This window comes from Paraburkholderia sp. UCT31 (genome assembly GCF_014397655.1).
Taxonomy (GTDB): domain Bacteria; phylum Pseudomonadota; class Gammaproteobacteria; order Burkholderiales; family Burkholderiaceae; genus Paraburkholderia; species Paraburkholderia tuberum.
Genome location: NZ_VZQP01000008.1, coordinates 128,988 through 148,180, shown reverse-complemented (window position 1 = coordinate 148,180; position 19,193 = coordinate 128,988). Strand labels below are relative to the sequence as shown.

General features: G+C 63.0%; 16 protein-coding genes and 1 pseudogene. 12 read left to right on the top strand and 5 right to left on the bottom strand.

Annotated features, from left to right (window positions below):
• Together F6X40_RS08760 and F6X40_RS08755 are read right to left on the bottom strand one after the other, a co-directional pair.
• A complete protein-coding gene (locus F6X40_RS08760) occupies positions 1-1,515 on the bottom strand; it encodes a sensor histidine kinase (protein WP_187627455.1) in 1,515 nt (504 codons plus the stop codon).
• Positions 1,516-1,682: 167 nt separating this feature from the next.
• Positions 1,683-2,369 carry a response regulator transcription factor gene (locus F6X40_RS08755; RefSeq protein ID WP_187627454.1) on the bottom strand — a complete coding sequence of 229 codons (687 nt, stop codon included), beginning with the start codon at positions 2,367-2,369 and terminating at the stop codon, positions 1,683-1,685.
• Between the two features lie 149 nt (positions 2,370-2,518).
• On the opposite strand from F6X40_RS08755, the gene F6X40_RS08750 reads away from it, so the two are divergent.
• Positions 2,519-2,743 (top strand): DUF3717 domain-containing protein, encoded by a 225-nt coding sequence (locus tag F6X40_RS08750; RefSeq protein WP_090802357.1) that lies wholly within the window; start codon positions 2,519-2,521, stop codon positions 2,741-2,743.
• Between the two features lie 156 nt (positions 2,744-2,899).
• Here the strand turns inward: F6X40_RS08750 and phhA are convergent.
• Positions 2,900-3,478, bottom strand: a pseudogene (gene phhA, locus F6X40_RS08745) (phenylalanine 4-monooxygenase); the annotation flags it as partial.
• Between the two features lie 147 nt (positions 3,479-3,625).
• On the opposite strand from phhA, the gene F6X40_RS08740 reads away from it, so the two are divergent.
• Complete coding sequence (locus F6X40_RS08740; protein WP_184036864.1) at positions 3,626-4,117, top strand: Lrp/AsnC family transcriptional regulator; 492 nt, start codon at positions 3,626-3,628, stop codon at positions 4,115-4,117.
• Positions 4,118-4,203: 86 nt separating this feature from the next.
• Here the strand turns inward: F6X40_RS08740 and F6X40_RS08735 are convergent, their stop codons facing one another.
• Both F6X40_RS08735 and F6X40_RS08730 read right to left on the bottom strand, forming a co-directional pair.
• Positions 4,204-4,740: a class IV adenylate cyclase gene (locus F6X40_RS08735; protein WP_184051682.1), complete on the bottom strand. Its 537-nt coding sequence runs from the start codon at positions 4,738-4,740 to the stop codon at positions 4,204-4,206.
• A 236-nt stretch (positions 4,741-4,976) separates the two neighbouring features.
• Complete coding sequence (locus F6X40_RS08730; RefSeq protein WP_187627453.1) at positions 4,977-5,876, bottom strand: LysR family transcriptional regulator; 900 nt, start codon at positions 5,874-5,876, stop codon at positions 4,977-4,979.
• Between the two features lie 145 nt (positions 5,877-6,021).
• Between F6X40_RS08730 and F6X40_RS08725 the strand changes: the two genes are divergently transcribed.
• The 10 genes from F6X40_RS08725 to F6X40_RS08680 all read left to right on the top strand — a co-directional run bounded on the left by F6X40_RS08725 (position 6,022) and on the right by F6X40_RS08680 (position 19,193).
• Positions 6,022-7,575: a CoA-acylating methylmalonate-semialdehyde dehydrogenase gene (locus tag F6X40_RS08725; protein ID WP_260336527.1), complete on the top strand. Its 1,554-nt coding sequence runs from the start codon at positions 6,022-6,024 to the stop codon at positions 7,573-7,575.
• 172 nt (positions 7,576-7,747) lie between these two features.
• Positions 7,748-9,463, top strand: coding sequence for a GMC family oxidoreductase (locus F6X40_RS08720; RefSeq protein ID WP_187627452.1), 1,716 nt, complete (start codon positions 7,748-7,750; stop codon positions 9,461-9,463).
• A 293-nt stretch (positions 9,464-9,756) separates the two neighbouring features.
• Positions 9,757-10,536 carry an ABC transporter ATP-binding protein gene (locus F6X40_RS08715; protein WP_018418872.1) on the top strand — a complete coding sequence of 260 codons (780 nt, stop codon included), beginning with the start codon at positions 9,757-9,759 and terminating at the stop codon, positions 10,534-10,536.
• Entirely contained in the window at positions 10,533-11,291 is a 759-nt protein-coding gene (locus tag F6X40_RS08710; protein ID WP_187627451.1) for an ABC transporter ATP-binding protein, read from the top strand. The genes F6X40_RS08715 and F6X40_RS08710 overlap by 4 nt, the downstream gene beginning before the upstream one ends.
• Positions 11,292-11,353: 62 nt before the next feature.
• Complete coding sequence (locus tag F6X40_RS08705; protein WP_187627450.1) at positions 11,354-12,568, top strand: ABC transporter substrate-binding protein; 1,215 nt, start codon at positions 11,354-11,356, stop codon at positions 12,566-12,568.
• A 189-nt stretch (positions 12,569-12,757) separates the two neighbouring features.
• On the top strand, positions 12,758-13,642 hold the full coding sequence (locus tag F6X40_RS08700; RefSeq protein WP_184069865.1) for a branched-chain amino acid ABC transporter permease: 885 nt from the start codon (positions 12,758-12,760) through the stop codon (positions 13,640-13,642).
• Positions 13,642-14,613 carry a branched-chain amino acid ABC transporter permease gene (locus tag F6X40_RS08695; protein WP_184036970.1) on the top strand — a complete coding sequence of 324 codons (972 nt, stop codon included), beginning with the start codon at positions 13,642-13,644 and terminating at the stop codon, positions 14,611-14,613. The genes F6X40_RS08700 and F6X40_RS08695 overlap by 1 nt, the downstream gene beginning before the upstream one ends.
• Positions 14,614-15,170: 557 nt before the next feature.
• Positions 15,171-16,337 carry an ABC transporter substrate-binding protein gene (locus tag F6X40_RS08690; protein WP_187627449.1) on the top strand — a complete coding sequence of 389 codons (1,167 nt, stop codon included), beginning with the start codon at positions 15,171-15,173 and terminating at the stop codon, positions 16,335-16,337.
• Positions 16,338-16,756: 419 nt separating this feature from the next.
• Entirely contained in the window at positions 16,757-17,917 is a 1,161-nt protein-coding gene (locus tag F6X40_RS08685; RefSeq protein ID WP_184036889.1) for an ABC transporter substrate-binding protein, read from the top strand.
• 220 nt (positions 17,918-18,137) lie between these two features.
• Positions 18,138-19,193, top strand: coding sequence for a branched-chain amino acid ABC transporter permease (locus F6X40_RS08680; protein ID WP_187627448.1), 1,056 nt, complete (start codon positions 18,138-18,140; stop codon positions 19,191-19,193).

The window sequence follows — 19,193 nt, the reverse complement described above, 5'->3', positions numbered from 1 at the left end:
CTACAAATCGACCGGCGCCGAGTGCGCCGGTTTTTTCGTGGCGCGCCGTGCGTTGGCATCGTTGGCGGTGGCAGCGCCTGCGGACGCACCGGGCGGCAGCAACGGAATCCTCACGATAAAGCGTGCGCCGCCCTCCGGTGCGTCCTCGTAATGCACGCTGCCATGATGCAGCACCATGATGTCGTGGACGATCGCGAGGCCCAGACCCGCGCCGCTGTCGACGCCCGCCTCGGTCTGCCCGTCGCCGCGGAAGAATCGCTTGAACAGATCCGCCTGCTGCGAACGCGGCACGCCCGGCCCGTTGTCTTCGACGACGATCTCGGCCATGCGCAGATCGTCGATCAGCGTCTGCGAAACTGTGACCGTGATACGCCCGCCGTCGACCCGCGAAGGCGGCACATACTTCAGCGCGTTATCGAGCAGATTCGCGATCACTTCATGGAGCAGCACAGGGTTGCCGCGCGCCATCAGCGGGTCATCGTTGGACGGATCGTCGAGGCGCTGGAAGCCGAGGTCCACGTGTACCGGTAGCGCGCGCGGCACCCATTCGGCGCCGGTGTCGAACGCGAGCGCGGCCATGTCGACATTGACGAAGCGGGCCGCCTGTTCGCCCGGCTCGGCGCGCGCGAGCGACAGCAATTGATTCGAAAGCCGCACGGCGCGATCGGCCGCGGCGCGCAGTTCGCGCACGGCAGCGAGCGTCTGCTGCGGATCGCGTGCGACGACCGCCTGCTCCGCATGCAGCTTCACGGCGGTGAGCGGCGTGCGCAGCTGATGCGCGGCATCGGCGATGAATTTGCGTTGCGCATCGAGCGCGGCTTTCAGACGATCGAGCAACGCGTTCAGCGCGCCCGTCAGCGGACGGATCTCGACCGGCACATAGGTTTCGTCGACCGGCTCGAGCGACGTGTGCGTTTGCCGGTTCAGCGAATCGGCGAGCGCCGTCAGCGGATTGAGCTGCTGATTGACGACGCGCCATACGATCACCCAGCCGGCTAGCAGCAGCAGCAATAACGGCATCATGATCGCGATGAGGAACTCGGCGGCGATGCGGAAGCGGTGATGCACGGGCTGGCCGACTTCGACGACGATCGGATTACCGCTCGGCTGATCGACGCGCACCTGAGCGACCCGCACGGTCACGCCTTCGTGCTGCGTCTCGAACACGTACGCGTAATGCATGCGGCGCACGTTGGTGCCTTGCAGCGGCAGATTGTGGTCGCCTGCGATTTCGGTGTCGCCGGTGCTGATCCGGTAGACCAGATGTTCGACCGGGTCGGAGAACATCGCCTGCGCGAGCGGTGGCACCGTGATCGGCGCTTCCGGTCCGGCAATCTGGATCTGTTTGGAGATCGCGGTCGCGAGGTCCGCGAGCGAACGGTCGACCACGTGCTGCGTGTACTGCCATGCGAGCCAGTAAGCGATCAGGCCGCTCATCAGCGCGAGCAGCGACAGGGGAGCAGCGAGGCGCCGCAGCAGCGTGCGGCGCAGACTATTGGCGGCCGGCTGGTGCATGATTGAACGCGCGGGAAAGTTGTGACTGCGGTGGCAACTGCGGTAGTAATGGCGCGAGGCGCCTTGAGACGGCCCGGAGCCCGGCACAAGGCGCCGCGGGCACAGCCGATGCGCGACGCCGCTCCGGGGCCGTCAGGCCGCGACGCAATGCGCGGCCTTCACGACGATTATGCGGCCTGGCGAATTTCCTGCAACAGGTAGCCAAAGCCACGCACGGTGACGATTTCGACACGGCAGTTCTCGAGCTTCTTGCGCACGCGGTGCACGTAAACTTCGATCGCGGTATCGCCGAGGTCGCCGCCGAAGTGTGTCAGATGATCCTGTAGTTGCGCCTTGCTGACGACGCGGCCATGACGCAGCAGCAGCATTTCGAGCACCGCGAATTCGCGCGGCGACAGTTCGAGCGGTTTGTCCTCGTTGAAGATGCGGCGGTCGACGCCCGACAGCCGCACGCCGCCCAGCGACACTTCCGGACGCGGCATGTCACCGTGCGGACCGCTGCGGCGCATCACCGCGCGAATACGCGCTTCGAGCTCGGCCGGCTCGAACGGCTTCAGCATGTAGTCGTCCGCGCCCGAGTTCAGGCCTTGCACGCGGTCGTTCAGTTCGTCGCGCGCGGTCAGGATGATCACCGGCGTGTGACGGTTGCTCTGGCGGAAACGCGACAGCAGCGTCATGCCGTCGATGCCCGGCAGACCCAGATCGAGGATCACGAGTTCGTGGCGATTTTGCGTGAGGGCCTGCTCGGCAAAGATGCCGTCATGGACCATGTCGACGGTGAAGCCGGCTTGTTCGAGACTGCTTTGGATGCCGCGTGCGATGGGGCGGTCATCTTCGATCAGAAGGAGTCGCATGGATTTCGCTCAATTACAATGGGTTTAGGCGTTTGGGCAAGCGGTTCGCCGGGGCGCCTGCTACACAGCCAGCGTGCGAAGCGGCGGCAGACGCGCCACGAAGCAGCTGTCGAGCCGAATCGAAGCACCGTGCCAGCCATCACGAAGTCATGTCCGAGATCAGCATTCACGAACTGGAAGCCGCGATCAACTTCTGGCGCACCCGCTCACCTTCAAGCGGCGACGAACACGTTCTGTGCAAGGAGGCAAGCGCGCTCTCCAAACCGTATGCGCTGCTGATTGTACAGCGTCAGCAGTCGCTATCACTCGATCGTTTCGACCCGATTGCAAGGCAGGCCTGGGAAGCTTACGTTCAACTTAAGAATAGCCTGTAGAACTGAAGGTTTGCCTAGGGAATTGCCTGCATTGTCCTTTCATGGTCACCCGATTACGCCGCGATTTATGCATAAACACGCATAAAGGCCCGTAATTTATTTGTATTACATAGTAATCCCGTCGATGAATGCGGCAAGCGCGATGTCGTGTTCGGTCACGCCGTTCGGACTCGCGTCATCGCGGATCAGTCCGAACTCCACTGTGTACCAATAGAGCCGCGCGAGCAGCGGCAGCGCGCCCGCGTCATTGGCAGCGAGCGCGACGCGGCCGTACGCGTGCATGTAATCGGCGAACACCGGGTCGATCAACAACGGCACATGGCCGAACAGATCGTGAAAACAGTCGGGCTCCTGCAGGTAGTCGAGCTGGTCGGGGCGACGCATCCACCACGTGACCGGAAAGCGGCGATTCGCCAGATGCTCGAAAAATACCTGATCCGGTACGAGGCCAGGCACCGCGACGATGCGCCAGCCGGTTGCGGGCGTGAGCTTCGCGTTGATGTCTTCGAAGGACGGCACGCGCTCGGACGGCAGGCCGATGCGCTCGACGCCCGCGAGGAATTCATCGCAGGCACGGCCTTCGAGCAAGGCTGTTTGGCGCGCGTACAGTTGTCGCCAGACCGCATGGTCAACCGTGCCGTAGCGCGCAAGCGGCTGATCGATCGTGAAGTCGGCGCGGGTCTCGAGACCGGCGTCGAACTGTTCCTTGAGTTTGGCGGTGCTGGCGGTGGACATGGCGAGGCTGCTGCAAGACGAATTGCATGAAATCGGTGTATGCAAGTGTAGAGCGGAGCACGTGCGGAAGGGGCGCAAGTTTCGCGTATAAACGGGTTAATATGCAATAATTGTGTGTTAAATGGCAGATTAATGCGGGATATCACCATGCTTGAACTCGACCACTTCGATCTCGCGCTGCTCGACGTGCTGCAGCGCTTCGGCCGCGCCACGCATCAGCAGTTGGCGGAGCAGGTGCCGCTGTCGCCGTCGCAGATCGGGCGACGCCTGCAACGGCTGGAACAGGTCGGCGTGGTGGATGGCTATCGCGTCGTGCTGCGGCCCGAAAAGCTTGGGCTTGGCGTCACCGCTTTCACGAGCTTGAAGCTGAAGCATCACGGCGATTCGATCATCGAGCAGTTTCAGCACCAGATCGACTTGCTGCCCGAAGTGCTCGAATGTCACGCGGTCGTCGGCGATGCCGACTATCTGCTGCGCATCGTCGCGCCGGATCTGAATTACCTGTCGACCTTCGTGATGAAGAAGCTGATGCGCGTGCCGGGTGTCGATAGCGTGCGCTCGAATATCGTGCTGACCACGTTCAAGCGCAATGGGCCGTTGCCGCTCGGGCATCTGGCGCCGGGGGCGGCTGCGGTTTGAGGGTTCGAAGCCGTTGCCGGCAGTGCCGACCGACAGGAAGAGGGAGCCGCGCATGCCTTGCCGCGGCCCCTGCGGTGACGGGATCTCTATGCCGCCCGCTGCGGCTCGTCGTCGGCATTCAGCAGATCGACATACGCGACCGGCACCAGATCCGCTTCCGATACGCCAAGGCTCTTGAACATCGCTTGTGCTTCCGCGTGGCCGCCTTCTTCGTCGTCGTCCTGCGCGAGCACCACTTCGAGTTCGACGAAATCGCCGAGACCGTCGACGCGATCCAGATGAATCCGCGTGCGCCCGCTCAGATATACGTGCCGCTCTTTCGAGACGATGCCGCGCGTGGTCAGCGCGGTCGCGAGCAGCGCATGCATCGCTTCGGGATTCGTCACCGGACTGCGCGTGTAGTACGACGCCTTCGGGCCGTCGCGGTCGTCGCGCTGATAGAAGATCAGCTCGGCCGGCGTGCCGTCGTCGAACTGGCGCAGCTTCAGGCGGCCGCGCGGCACGTCGTAGAAAAAGTCCTGCTGGCGGAAGATCAGCGGCGCGTCCGTCGCGAGCTGTGCGGCGCGCTCGCGCAGTTGGTCGAAATGCTGGGCGCGGGCTTTGATTTCGATGTTGCGTGCCATGTCAGGCTCCTGTGGATGGGGGAAGTGACCGGCGGCTCCGGAGTTGCTGGTGTTGCCGGGCGGAGGCCGCCGGGAAGGACGAAGCCAGGCGGAACGGAAAGCTGCGAGGGCGCTGCGCGAGCGCAAACCGACAATCTAGCAAAAATTTCGTGACGGAGCGGTTTCAGCTCGGCGGACAAGTGGGAGAGGGCGGGCATTAGCGAGACTCATATCGCAACGCGTCAGACCGTCCCCGCTCAAATCGCCCACTGCTGTTCGATCAGCTTCAACGCCGCCGCGATCGCTGGCTCGTCCTTGCGCTCGTCGAGCGTGATGAAGCTCAGCTGCGTCGGCACCGTTATGCCATCGACGATCGTCAGCGCGTGCGCATGCGCCTCGGCGATCGCGGTTGCGTCGCGCGCAAGCGTGAGACCGACGCCCGATTTGACCAGATCGAGCATCGACGGCTCCTGGTCCACCTCGGCCACCTTGACCGGCTTCACGCCGGCTTCGCCGAAACAGCGCGACAGCAGCCGGTTGTGCGCGGACGCCGGCGGCGTCCAGATCCACGGCAGCGCCGCAAGCGAGCGCCAGTCTCGCGCACCCTTCACGCGATCTTTCCAGCCCGCCGGCGCGAGCACGCGATACTGGAAATGCGTGAGCGTGACCGCGTGAAACGTGGTGCCGTCGCGCGTCTCGTCGTCGGCGGGCAAGCCAATGTAATAGCCGACGTCGAGCTCGCCCGCGCGAATCTGTTCGCGCACCCAGCCCGACATGCCGTGGCGCAGCGCGGTTTCGATCTGCGGCCAGGTCTCGACGAGCTGCTTCAGGAAACCGCCGAGGCGCAAAAACTCGGGGTCGAGAATGGTGCCGATGCGCAGGCGCCCGCGTACTTCCTGGCGCAGCGTCTGCGCCGCCCGCTGCACGTCGGCTGCCGCGCCGAGCGCGCGTTCGGCATGCGGCAGCAGCGCCTGGCCGTCGCGTGTCAGCGCGAGCCCGTGCGAATTCCGCGTGAACAGCGTCACGCCGAGCGTCTCCTGCAAGTGCTTGATTTGCAGGCTGACGGCAGGTTGGGTCAGATGCAGTTGCACCGCGGCACGCGTAAGGTTGCCCTCGCGTGCGACGGTGACGAAGGCCCTGAGGAGAGTCAGATCCATATGCTGATATTAGCGCGGCTTATGGCGCAGTTGAGCATTACTCATTGGATTTGTCGCTCGTAAGGGCCGTACGCTTGGTGTTCAGCACGCTTGTGCGCGCGGCATCGAGCGCGAAGCGGAAGATTTCACAGGAAAGAGGAACGAGATGAGCGAGACATATTCCGACGCAACCGCGCAGGACGAAGCCGCACGCAGCGCGGCGAGTGCACGCGCGCTGAGCCATTTCATCAACGGCAAGACGGTCGAAGGCACGAGCGGGCGCTTCGGCGACGTCTTCAATCCGGCGCTCGGCAGCGTCAGCGCGCGCGTGCCGTTCGCGAGCGTCGCCGAGGTGGACGCCGCGGTCGCTGCCGCCAAAGCCGCGTTTCCCGCCTGGAGCGAAACCGCGCCGATCAAACGCGCGCGGGTGCTGTTCAAGTTCAAGGAACTGCTCGACCGTCATCACGATGAGCTCGCGGAGCTGATCACGCGCGAACACGGCAAGGTGTTCTCCGACGCCAAGGGCGAGGTGATGCGCGGCATCGAGATCGTCGAATTCGCGTGCGGCATCCCGAATCTGCTGAAGACCGATTTCACCGATCAGATTGGCGGCGGCATCGACAACTGGAATCTGCGGCAACCGCTCGGCGTGGTCGCGGGCATCACGCCGTTCAATTTCCCGATGATGGTGCCGTGCTGGATGTTCCCCGTCGCGCTCGCGTGCGGCAACACCTTCGTGCTGAAACCGTCCGAACGCGATCCGTCCGCGTCGAACCGGCTTGCCGAACTGCTGAAGGAAGCCGGCCTGCCGGACGGCGTGTTCAACGTCGTGCACGGCGACAAGGTCGCGGTCGACGCGCTGCTCGTGCATCCGGAAGTCAGCGCGCTGTCGTTCGTCGGCTCCACGCCGATCGCCGAATACATCTACACCGAAGGCACGAAGCGCGGCAAGCGCGTGCAGGCGTTGGGCGGTGCCAAGAATCACCTCGTCGTAATGCCCGACGCCGATCTCGACCAGGCCGTCGACGCCCTGATCGGCGCCGCCTACGGCTCGGCCGGCGAGCGCTGCATGGCGATTTCGGTGGCGGTCGCGGTGGGGCATATCGCCGATGAGCTGATCGAGCGTCTGACGCCGCGAGTGAATAGCCTGAAGATCCTCAACGGCATGGAAGCGGCGGCCGAGATGGGGCCGCTCGTCACCGGCGCGCATCGCGACAAGGTGCTCGGCTATATCGACGCTGGCGTCGCCGCGGGCGCGAAGCTCGTCGTCGATGGGCGCGGTCATCAGGTCGCGGGGCACGAGAAGGGTTTCTTCCTCGGCGGCACGCTGTTCGACGACGTGTTACCCGACATGAAGATCTACCGCGAGGAGATTTTCGGACCGGTGCTATGCGTCGTGCGCGTGCCCGACTTCGCCTCCGCGGTCGAACTGATCAACGCGAATCAGTTTGCGAACGGCGTGTCGCTGTTCACGTCCGACGGCGGCATTGCACGCGCGTTTTCCCGGCAGATCGAGATCGGCATGGTCGGCATCAACGTGCCGATTCCGGTGCCGATGGCCTGGCATTCGTTCGGCGGCTGGAAGAAGTCGCTGTTCGGCGATCATCATGCGTACGGCGAGGAAGGCGTGCGGTTTTACACGCGCTACAAGAGCATCATGCAGCGCTGGCCTGACAGCATCGCGAAGGGCGCCGAATTCACGATGCCGGTCGCCAAGTAAGCTGGCGGCTTTGCGCGGCATCAAGTCGGCAAGCGCGCCAGGAAAACAGTAAAAGCGCAATAAAAGCGCAATAAAAGCGCAATAAAAGCGCAATAAAAGCGCTTCGCGGCGCACGCGTGGAAGCGATCGAGCAGCCACGCATGCGCCGCAAAAATGCTTAGGAGGCTAAACGATGAGTCATACCGACAGTACGCCTCGCGCCGCACGGCGACTCGAAGGCGAGTTCGACTACGTCATCGTCGGCGCGGGTACCGCCGGCTGCGTGCTGGCGAACCGGCTCACCGAAGATCCCGACATCCACGTGCTGCTGCTCGAAGCCGGGGGGAAGGACGACTATCACTGGATTCACGTGCCGGTCGGCTACCTGTATTGCATCGGCAATCCGCGCACGGACTGGCTGTACAAGACCCAGGCCGAGCCGGGTCTGAACGGCCGCACGCTGTCGTATCCGCGCGGGCGTGTGCTCGGCGGCAGTTCGTCGATCAACGGCATGATCTACATGCGCGGTCAGCGGGAAGACTACGACGAGTGGGCGCGTGTGACGAACGACAGGAGGTGGTCCTGGAACGCGGTGCTGCCGGTCTTCAGGCGCAGCGAGGATCACCACGGCGGCGCCAACGAAGCGCACGGCGCGGGCGGACCGTGGCGCGTCGAGAAGCAGCGCCTCAAATGGAAGATTCTCGAAGAGTTCGCGCAAGCCGCGCAGCAAACCGGCATCCCCGCCACCGACGATTTCAATCGCGGCGATAACACCGGTGTCGGCTACTTCGACGTCAACCAGAAGCGTGGCATTCGCTGGAATGCGTCGAAGGCGTTTTTGCGGCCCGCGTTGAAGCGGGAGAACCTCACTGTCATCACCGGTGCCCACACGCAGCGTGTCGTGTTCGATGGCCGCCGCTGCACCGGAGTCGAATATCGTGGCGGCGAGGTCGACTATCTCGCCAAAGCGCGTTGCGAAGTGATCCTTTCCGCCGGCGCGGTCAACTCGCCGCAACTGCTCGAATTGTCCGGTGTCGGCAATGGCGCGCGTCTGCAGAATCTCGGCATCGAGGTCGTTCAGGATCTGCGCGGTGTCGGTGAAAATCTGCAGGACCATCTGCAACTGCGCATGGCGTATCAGGTGCAGGGCGTGCGCACGCTGAATACGATGTCCGCGCACTGGTGGGGCAAGCTGATGATCGGCATGCGGTACGCGTTGTTTCAGAGCGGACCGATGTCGATGTCGCCGTCGCAACTCGGCGCGTTCGCGAAGTCCGACGCCGACGATCGCTCGCTGTCGCGACCCGATCTCGAGTATCACGTGCAGCCCTTGTCGCTTGATCGCTTCGGGGAACCGCTGCATCGCTTCAATGCGTTCACGGCTTCGGTGTGTCAGCTGCGCCCCACGTCGCGCGGCAGCATTCATATTGCGTCGGCCGATGCTTGCGCGCCACCGTTGATCGCGCCGAACTATCTGTCGACCGACTACGACCGCCACGTCGCCGCGAACGCGCTACGTCTGACGCGTCGCATCGTCGCGGCGCCCGCGCTCGCGCGCTATCAGCCGCGCGAGATCCTGCCGGGCCTCCAGTATCAAAGTGAAGAAGAATTGCAGCAGGCCGCGGGTGCGGTCGGCACGACGATCTTCCATCCGGTCGGCACCTGCCGCATGGGGACGACCGACGATCCGGCCGCGGTCGTCGACAACCGGCTACGAGTTATCGGAGTCGAGGGCTTGCGTGTCGTCGATGCGTCGGTGATGCCCAACATCACGTCAGGTAACACCAATTCGCCGACGCTGATGATCGCCGAGCGCGCCAGCGACATGATCCGCGAGGATCGTCGCGCGCGCGTGAGCGGCAGCATGGCCGCGCATACCGGTGTTGCCGCGTCGATGTCAGTTGTGTGACATGACTCGGTGAGCGCATCGGTCAGCTTTTTCGCCGCGTACGTGAAGCGTGCGTGTGAACCGCGCGTCACATGCGCACGGCGCGGGCCTCGTTCCCTAAGTGCAAATCCCAATGATTGCGCTGCATCATTGGCGCGACAATGGCAGCCATGCTGCGTGCCACGCCATGGATTACCGTACGGATTGGTGCAGCACGCCAAGGAGCGGCAAGGGGTGCCGCAAAAACAACAAGTCGCGCAGAGCTTCGCGCGGAAAGATCGTAGTGCTTCGCCTTACTCCGTATGGAAGGGAACATGATTCTCGGCGATACGATTCTCGAAACGCGCGGCCTCACCCGCGAGTTCAAAGGCTTTGTCGCCGTGAACGGCGTGAACCTGCGCGTGCGCCGTGGCTCGATCCATGCGCTGATCGGCCCCAATGGAGCGGGCAAGACCACCTGCTTCAATCTGCTCACCAAATTTCTCGAACCCACCGCGGGCCAGATCGTTTTCAACGGTGTCGATATCACCGGCGAACGGCCAGCTCAGATCGCGCGGCGCGGCATCATCCGTTCGTTCCAGATTTCCGCGGTATTTCCGCATCTGACGGCATTGCAGAACGTGCGCATCGGGTTGCAGCGCTCGCTCGGCACCGCGTTTCACTTCTGGAAGAGCGAGCGTACGTTGCGCCGTCTGAACGATCGCGCGATGGATCTGCTGACCCAGGTCGGCCTGACCGATTTCGCCGATGTGTTGACGGTCGAGCTCGCCTACGGCCGCAAGCGCGCGCTCGAAATCGCGACCACGCTCGCGATGGAGCCGGAACTGATGCTTCTCGACGAGCCCACGCAAGGCATGGGTCATGAGGACGTCGATCGCGTGACCGCGCTGATCAAGAAAGTGTCGGCCGGACGCACGATCCTGATGGTCGAACACAATATGAATGTGATCGCCGGTATCTCCGACACGATCACCGTGCTGCAACGGGGTGAAGTGCTCGCCGAGGGCAGCTACGCGGAAGTGTCGAAGAATCCGCTCGTGATGCAAGCCTACATGGGCAGCGCCGACGCGGCGCTCGCCGGAGCCCACGCATGAATACGACGGTCGAGCGCGAAGGCCTCGAAGCGAACCAAACGAAAAGCGGCGCACCCGCGCTGGAAATCGCGGGACTGCAAGCCTGGTACGGGGAATCCCACATTCTGCACGGCGTCGATCTGTCGGTCGGCCGCGGCGAGGTCGTGACGCTGCTCGGGCGCAATGGCGCGGGCCGCACCACGACGCTACGCGCGATCATGGGCCTCACGGGTCGCCGTACCGGCTCGATCCGTATCGACGGACGCGAAACCGTCGGCTTGCCCACGCATCGCATCGCGCATTGCGGCATCGGCTATTGCCCGGAAGAACGCGGCATTTTCTCGAGCCTGTCGTGCGAGGAAAATCTGCTGCTGCCGCCGCCCGTCGGCGACAAGGCGCGCATGATGTCGCTCGAGGAAATCTACGCGATGTTCCCGAATCTGCACGAGCGGCGCATGAGTCAGGGCACGCGGCTCTCGGGCGGCGAACAACAGATGCTCGCGGTCGCGCGGATTCTGCGCACCGGCGCGAATCTGCTGCTGCTCGACGAAATCTCGGAAGGGCTCGCGCCCGTGATCGTGCAGGCGCTCGCGCGCATGATCGTTACGCTGAAGGCGCGCGGCTACACGATCGTGATGGTTGAGCAGAACTTCCGCTTCGCCGCGCCGCTCGCGGATCGTTTTTATGTGATGGAGCACGGCATGATCGTCGAGCATTTCGGGGCTAGCGAGCTCGAAGGCAAGATGCCGGTGCTGCACGATTTACTGGGCGTATAGACACGGACACACGCGCGCCCGACTGCCTCTGATAACCACAAGCGAAGAACCAGGAGACATGCATGAAAAAGAACCCACTCGCGCGAATTGCCTCACTCTGTTTCGCAGTCGCCGCCGGCACCGCACTGACGCTGGGCAGCGCGCAAGCGGCCGACGATGCCGTGAAGATCGGCTTCATCACGGACATGTCGGGGCTGTACGCGGATATCGACGGGCAGGGCGGTCTTGAAGCGATCCGGATGGCGGTCGCCGACTTCGGCGGCAAGGTCAACGGCAAGCCGATCACGGTGCTGTACGCGGATCACCAGAACAAGGCGGACATCGCGGCATCGCGCGCTCGTGAGTGGTTCGACCGCGACGGCGTGGACATGGTGATCGGCGGCACGAACTCGGCGACCGCGCTGTCGACTAACACCGTCGCGGGCGAGAAGCACAAGGTCTATATCAACGTCGGCGCCGGCGCCGATACGTTGACCAACGAGCAATGCACGCCGTACACGATCCACTACGCATACGACACGACCGCACTCGCGAACGGCACGGGCTCGGCCGTGACGAAGCAGGGCGGCAAGACCTGGTACTTCCTGACGGCAGACTACGCATTCGGCAAGGCGCTCGAAAAAGCGACCTCGGAGGTCGTGAAGGCGAACGGCGGCCAGGTGCTCGGCGCGGTGCGTCATCCGCTGTCGGCGTCGGACTTCTCGTCGTTCCTGCTGCAGGCGCAGGCGTCGAAGGCACAGATCCTCGGCCTCGCGAACGCGGGCGGCGACACGATCAACGCGATCAAGGCCGCGAAGGAATTCGGCATCACCAAGACGATGAAGCTCGCCGCGCTGCTGATGTTCATCAACGACGTGCACAGCCTCGGTCTCGAAACGACGCAAGGTCTCGTGTTGACCGACAGCTGGTACTGGAACAAGGACGCCGACACGCGTAAGTGGTCGCAGCGCTACTTCGACAAGATGAAGAAGATGCCGTCGAGCCTGCAGGCTGCCGACTACTCGGCGGCGATGAACTATCTGAAGGCGGTGCAGGCGGTGGGCTCGACCGATCCGGACAAGGTGATGGCGCAGTTGCACAAGACGAAGATCGACGACTTCTACGCGAAGGGCTACATCCGTCAGGACGGCAGCATGATCCACGACATGTACCTGATGCAGGTGAAGACGCCGGCGGAATCGAAGGAGCCGTGGGATTACTACAAGATCACTGCGACGATTCCGGGCGATCAGGCCTTCACGACCAAGGCGCAGACCCGCTGCGCGCTGTGGAAGTAAGCGCGGGCGCAGTAAGCGGTCGAGGACCGCGCAGACCTGAGAGAACCGCCGGCGCTGCAGAGGCACGCGCTGGCGGATGACCGTTTCAGATGGCGCACGCGATGGGCAGCGTCGCCGCTCGTCGCGTGCCGGCCGGATCGTGCGTGACCGATCTCACCTTGACGATGGCTTGAAGGGCTAAGGGCTTCAATGGACATCTTTGGCGTTCCGCTACCGGCGATGCTGAGCCAGCTTCTGCTCGGGCTCGTGAACGGCTCGTTCTACGCGATTCTGAGCCTCGGGCTGGCGATTATTTTCGGCCTGCTCAACGTGATCAACTTCGCGCATGGCGCGCTGTTCATGCTCGGGGCGATGCTCGCGTGGATGGGGCTGGCGTATTTCAATCTGCCGTACTGGGTGATGCTCGTGCTCGCGCCGCTGATCGTCGGGCTGGTCGGCGTCGCGATCGAGCGCTCGATGCTGCGCTGGCTTTACAAGCTCGATCATCTGTATGGCCTGTTGCTGACGTTTGGCCTCACACTCGTGATCGAGGGCGTGTTCCATTCGATCTACGGCTCGTCGGGCCAGCCGTACGATGTGCCGTCGGCGCTGTCGGGCGCGACCAATCTCGGCTTTATGTATCTGCCGAACTATCGCGCATGGGTGGTCGTCGCGTCGCTGGTCGTGTGCTTTGCGACCTGGTTCGTGATCGAGAAGACGCGGCTTGGCGCGTATCTGCGCGCGGGCACCGAAAACCCGAAGCTCGTCGAGGCGTTCGGCGTCAACGTGCCGCTGATGATCACGCTGACCTACGGCTTCGGCGTCGCGCTCGCGGCGTTTGCCGGCGTGCTCGCCGCGCCGGTGATTCAGGTCTCGCCCCTGATGGGCCAGTCGATGATCATCACCGTGTTCGCGGTGGTCGTGATCGGCGGCATGGGCTCGATCATGGGCTCGATTCTGACCGGCCTGATGCTCGGCGTAGTCGAAGGACTCACGCGTGTGTTCTACCCCGAGGCGTCGGCGACCGTCGTCTTCGTGATCATGGCGCTCGTGTTGCTCGTGCGTCCGGCGGGTCTTTTCGGCAGGGAAAAATGATGCAGAGAAAGGTGCTCTACGGTCTGCTGCTGATCGTGCTGCTCGCGGTGCCGGTGCTCGGCATCTATCCGCTCTTCGTGATGAAGGTGCTGTGCTTCGCGCTGTTCGCGGCCGCCTTCAATCTGCTGATCGGCTATACGGGCTTGCTGTCCTTTGGTCATGCGATGTTTCTCGCGTCGGCCGGTTACGTCACCGGCTATGCGATGCAGACGCTCGGCTTTTCGCCGGAGCTCGGCGTGCTGAGCGGCACCGCGGCGGCGACGCTGCTTGGGCTCGTCGTCGGCTTCTTCGCGATTCGCCGTCAGGGTATCTACTTCGCGATGGTGACGCTCGCGCTCGCGCAGATGGTCTACTTCGTGTTCCTGCAGGCGCCGTTCACGCACGGGGAAGACGGTCTGCAAGGCGTGCCGCGGGGCAAGCTGTTCGGCGTGCTCGATCTCTCTTCGGACGTCGCGCTATATTTCGTCGTGCTCGCGGTGATCGTCGCGGCTTTCCTGCTGATCGTGCGGATCGTGCATTCGCCGTTCGGGCAGGTGCTCGTCGCGATCAAGGAAAACGAGCCGCGCGCGGTGTCGCTCGGCTACGACACCGACCGTTTCAAGCTGCTCGCATTCATTCTGTCGGCCGGTATTGCGGGTCTCGCGGGTTCGCTGAAGGTGCTGGTGCAAGGCTTCGAAACGCTGAGCGATGCCTATTGGACGATGTCCGGCCTCGTGATCCTGATGACGCTGGTGGGCGGCATGGGCACGCTGTTCGGGCCGTTGCTCGGCGCCGCGTTGATCGTGTCGCTCGAAGACAGGCTCGGTGATATCGGCTCGGCACTCGCGTCGATGACCGGCATCGACTGGTTCCGCTCGCTCGGCGAATCGGTGACGATCGTCACCGGGCTGATTTTCATCGCGTGTGTGCTGGCGTTCCGGCGCGGCATAGTCGGTGAGATTGTCGCGCGAGTGCGACCGTTGCGGGCTTGAGAGTGGCTGTTTGATCCCGCCCGCGTGGTCGCTCGCTTGATGCAGTGCGATACGAAATTGCTTCGACGTCCGATCTAATTGCGGCTCGTGCTGAAGGTCCGCTGGATCAGGGACTCGGGCGAACCTGTGGCAAACCGTGCGACGAAAAGCGCCCTACGCGCCCCAATCCGGTGCCGCAGTGCACCACTAGGGTAATTGCTAGTTGTGACTGCTGGGGTGGTCGTTTAATCTTCATGCAGTTCTGATGCACCACGAATTTGCCGGTGGAGAACGAGGAGACAAGTGAGGCACTCAGTGCCCAGAAGAAAGCGCTGTTGGATTGATATCCAACAGCGCTTTTTTATTGGTGTTTATTGAATTTTTTGACACGATCTCCCGGCTATTTCACGCGCCATTTTTTACTCTCCGTTAGCCGCTGAGGTAAGCATCACAAGCCTGCGAAACGCTTGCAGCACGGCGCTTGCGTCCGCTACACTCGCTATTCACCGACCATTGGGTTGGCAATTAAATCCGCGGATTTAATTGCAATTGAATAACGGGGTTAATAGAGGAGCAGGATGAAGTCGGCATTGCGTTGGATCAGCGCGGCATTGGTCGCCACAGGGGTCTCGGCTGCTTGGAGCGGCCATGCATTCGCGGACGTGAAAATCGGCGTCACCGTGTCGGCAATAGGACCGGCCGCATCGCTCGGCATTCCGGAAAAGAACACGATCGCGCTGCTGCCGAAAGAAGTGGCGGGCCAGAAGATCGACTACATCGTCCTCGACGACGCAACCGATTCCACCCAGGCGGTCAAGAACGCCCGCAAGCTCACTAGCGAAGACCACGTCGATACACTGATCGGCTCGACCGTCGTGCCGAACTCGCTCGCCATGATCGACATCGCTGCCGAAACCTCGACGCCGATGATCTCTCTGGCCGCGGCCGCGGGCATCGTCGAGCCGATGGACGCGAAGCGTGGATGGGTCTTTAAAACGCCGCAAAACGACATTCTGATGGCCACGGCGATCGCGCAGCACATGGCCAATCACGGCGTGAAAACGGTCGCGTTCATCGGCTTTTCCGACGCGTACGGCGAGAGCTGGTTCAAGGAATTCAGCAAAGCCGCTGACTTCGCGAAGATCAAGATCGTCGCGAACGAGCGCTTCGCGCGCAACGATGCATCCGTCACGGGCCAGGTGCTGAAGATGATGTCGCAGAACCCGGACGCGGTGCTGATCGCCGGTGCGGGCACGCCGGCCGCGCTGCCGCAGAAAACGCTGAAGGAGCGCGGCTACAAGGGCAAGTACTATCAGACGCACGGCGTCGCGAACAACGACTTCCTGCGCGTGTGCGGCAAGGATTGCGAAGGCACGTGGCTGCCCGCTGGCCCACTGCTCGTCGCCGAGCAACTGCCCGAGGCGAATCCGGTGAAGAAAAGCGCGCTCGCATACAAGCATGCGTATGAAACGGCATATGGCGCGGGGTCGGTGTCGACGTTCGGCGGTCACGCATGGGACGCGGGTCTGCTGCTGCAGCATGCGATCCCGCTCGCGTTGAAGAAGGGGCAGCCAGGCACGCCGGCATTCCGCGAGGCGCTGCGTGCCGCGCTCGAAGGAACGAAAGATCTGCCCGCGTCGCACGGCATCTTCAACATGAGCGGGAACGACCATGCCGGCCTCGATCAGCGGGCGCGCGTGATGGTGCAGATCGTCGACGGCAAGTGGAAGCTCGCCGGCGACTGAGCGAAGGCTCTGCGCCACGGGACCTCATCGAAAAAGACGCGTGCAGTTGACGCGTCTTTTTTATTATCCGGGCCGGGTGTCCGCATCGCGCAAAAGTGTGGTTTCGCTGCTTCAGGACAAACCCGCATTTGGCGCACGCTCTCTTGACCGTCGATAATGCAGAACGCAAACTACTAACATATTAGTGGTTTAGGAGATGCCTGGTTGGAATAAAGCCGCGCCACGGAAACGCGGCGTATGACGCGAATGCGCACTCGCGCGACGCGAGAGGAGCGGTACCCAACGCAGCTGGGGAAGGTATGCGCGCCGAGCAGGGAAAACCATGCTTGGCACACTTGAACCCGCTCACTAGATTCAAACACCCGGCCCAGCAAGCCGGTTTATACATAGGCGCTTTTCAAAGCGTTTGGAGACTCGCAATGAAAAAGACAAGGCATTGGGTACGCACCGGCATCGCGATGGCGCTGATGTGCGGCGCGGGGGCTGCATTCGCGCAGGTGAAGATCGGCGTCACGTTGTCGACGACGGGGCCGGCCGCGTCGCTCGGGATTCCTGAAAAGAACACGATCGCGTTGCTGCCGAAGGAGATCGGCGGCAAGAGCGTGCAGTACATCATCCTCGACGACGGGTCGGACACCAGCAAGGCCGTGCAGAACACGCGCAAGCTGATCGACGAAGACCACGTCGACGCGATCATCGGCTCGACCGTCACGCCGAATTCGCTCGCGATGCTCGATCCGGCCGCTGAGGGCAAGACGCCGGTGATCTCGCTCGCGGCATCGGCAGCGATCATTCAGCCGATGGATGCGAAGCGCGCATGGGCATTCAAACCGCCTCAGAACGACAGCCTGATGGCCGAAGCGATCGCCGATTACATGCAGCATCACGGCGTGAAGACGGTCGGCTTCATCGGATTCTCGGACGCGTACGGCGACAGCTGGAACACGACGTTCGACGCCGCCGCGAAAGCGCACAACCTGAAGATCGTGTCGAACGAGCGCTTCAACCGCACCGATGCATCGGTGACGGGCCAGGTGCTGAAGACGATGGGCGCGAATCCCGACGCGGTGCTGATCGCGGGCTCGGGCACGCCGTCGGCGCTGCCGGCCAAGACGCTGAAGGAGCGTGGCTACAAGGGCAAGATCTATCAGACTCACGGGGTCGCGAACAACGACTTCCTGCGCGTGTGCGGCAAGGATTGCGAAGGCGAACTGCTGCCGGCCGGTCCGATTCTCGTCGTCGATCAATTGCCGGATTCGAACCCGGTGAAGAAGTCGTCGGAAGCCTATAAGAACGCCTATGAGAAGGCTTATGGCGCGGGTTCGGTCGCGACCTTCGGCGGCCACGCATGGGATGCCGGCCAGATGTTGCAGGCTGCGATTCCGGTCGCGCTGAAGACCGCCCAGCCGGGCACGCCGGAGTTCCGCGCGGCGCTGCGCAACGCGCTCGAAAACATCAAGGAGTTGCCAGTGTCGCACGGCATCATGAACACCACCGCGAACGACCACAACGGCCTCGACCAGCGCGCACGCGTGATCGTGCAGATCGTCGACGGCAAGTGGAAGTTGCAGAACAACTAAGACTATTTACAAAAACAAGTAGCGGTACGCGCCTCTCGCGCAATCATGCGGTGCATGACGCCGCATTGCCATTGTGTTCGACGACAATGGCATCGACCGCCGCGCCGCGTCCCGGCGCGGCGGTTGTCTTTTCAGACATGCAGATCGATGGCCGGCTTCGCACCGCGCCGTCGCGACTGTTTCCCGGTTTTTCGATTTCGACGCTTCAGGACGAGGAAGTATGGATCTATCAATTGCGGCGATCCTCGCGCAGGACGGCATCACGACCGGCGCGATCTACGCGCTGCTCGCGCTTGCGCTGGTGCTGGTGTTCTCCGTCACGCGGGTGATCTTCATCCCGCAAGGGGAGTTCGTTTCGTACGGTGCGTTGACGCTCGCCGCACTGCAAACGCAGAAGTTTCCGGCCACCTGCTGGCTGTTGATGGCGATGGGCGCGGCATGCTTCGTCATCGAGACGGCGGCCGTGTTGCGGCATGCTGAGCGGCGTCGTCATGCGGCGCGCACGCTGCCCGTGCTGGCGGGGAAGTACCTGCTGTTTCCGATCGCGGTCTACGCGCTCACGCGCGGCATCTTCCTGCAGCCGCTGCCGATGATCGTGCAGATCGCGCTGACGCTGCTGATCGTGATTCCGATGGGTCCGTTCGTGTATCGCCTTGCCTACGAGCCGATCGCGGAGGCGACCACGCTGCTGCTGTTGATCGTCGCGGTGGCCGTGCATTTCGTGATGGTCGGTCTCGGCCTCGTGATGTTCGGCGCCGAAGGCTCGCGCACCAACGCGTTTTCCGATGCGACGTTCAACATCGGCACGTTGTCGATCTCCGGACAGAGCCTGTGGGTGATCGGCACCGCGGCCGTGCTGATCGGCGCGCTGTATTTGTACTTCGATCGCTCGATTTCGGGCAAGGCGTTGCGCGCGACGTCGGTGAACCGGCTCGGCGCGCGGCTCGTCGGCATCGGCACCACGCAGGCGGGACGCCTCGCATTCACGCTTGCGGCGGGGCTCGGCGCACTGTGCGGCATCCTCGTCGCGCCGCTCACGACGATCTACTACGACTCGGGCTTCCTGATCGGTTTGAAGGGCTTCGTGGGCGCGATCATCGGCGGTCTGGTCAGCTATCCGCTGGCGGCGGCCGGCTCGATTCTGGTTGGTCTGCTGGAGTCGTATTCGTCGTTCTGGGCTAGTGCTTATAAGGAAGTGATCGTGTTCACGTTAATCATCCCGGTGCTGCTGTGGCGCAGTCTTGCGAGTCCGCACGCCGAAGAGGAGGCGGAGTGA

Excerpts from the sequence above, each read along its gene's own strand:
- F6X40_RS08750 (WP_090802357.1), top strand. The coding sequence starts at position 2,519 with ATGTCCGAGATCAGCATTCACGAACTGGAAGCCGCGATCAACTTCTGG.
- F6X40_RS08725 (WP_260336527.1), top strand. The coding sequence starts at position 6,022 with ATGAGCGAGACATATTCCGACGCAACCGCGCAGGACGAAGCCGCACGC.
- F6X40_RS08685 (WP_184036889.1), top strand. The coding sequence starts at position 16,757 with ATGAAAAAGACAAGGCATTGGGTACGCACCGGCATCGCGATGGCGCTG.
- F6X40_RS08755 (WP_187627454.1), bottom strand. The coding sequence starts at position 2,369 with ATGCGACTCCTTCTGATCGAAGATGACCGCCCCATCGCACGCGGCATC.
- F6X40_RS08740 (WP_184036864.1), top strand. The coding sequence starts at position 3,626 with ATGCTTGAACTCGACCACTTCGATCTCGCGCTGCTCGACGTGCTGCAG.
- F6X40_RS08705 (WP_187627450.1), top strand. The coding sequence starts at position 11,354 with ATGAAAAAGAACCCACTCGCGCGAATTGCCTCACTCTGTTTCGCAGTC.
- F6X40_RS08760 (WP_187627455.1), bottom strand. The coding sequence starts at position 1,515 with ATGCACCAGCCGGCCGCCAATAGTCTGCGCCGCACGCTGCTGCGGCGC.
- F6X40_RS08735 (WP_184051682.1), bottom strand. The coding sequence starts at position 4,740 with ATGGCACGCAACATCGAAATCAAAGCCCGCGCCCAGCATTTCGACCAA.
- F6X40_RS08710 (WP_187627451.1), top strand. The coding sequence starts at position 10,533 with ATGAATACGACGGTCGAGCGCGAAGGCCTCGAAGCGAACCAAACGAAA.
- F6X40_RS08690 (WP_187627449.1), top strand. The coding sequence starts at position 15,171 with ATGAAGTCGGCATTGCGTTGGATCAGCGCGGCATTGGTCGCCACAGGG.
- F6X40_RS08730 (WP_187627453.1), bottom strand. The coding sequence starts at position 5,876 with ATGGATCTGACTCTCCTCAGGGCCTTCGTCACCGTCGCACGCGAGGGC.
- F6X40_RS08720 (WP_187627452.1), top strand. The coding sequence starts at position 7,748 with ATGAGTCATACCGACAGTACGCCTCGCGCCGCACGGCGACTCGAAGGC.
- F6X40_RS08680 (WP_187627448.1), top strand. The coding sequence starts at position 18,138 with ATGGATCTATCAATTGCGGCGATCCTCGCGCAGGACGGCATCACGACC.
- F6X40_RS08715 (WP_018418872.1), top strand. The coding sequence starts at position 9,757 with ATGATTCTCGGCGATACGATTCTCGAAACGCGCGGCCTCACCCGCGAG.
- F6X40_RS08700 (WP_184069865.1), top strand. The coding sequence starts at position 12,758 with ATGGACATCTTTGGCGTTCCGCTACCGGCGATGCTGAGCCAGCTTCTG.
- F6X40_RS08695 (WP_184036970.1), top strand. The coding sequence starts at position 13,642 with ATGCAGAGAAAGGTGCTCTACGGTCTGCTGCTGATCGTGCTGCTCGCG.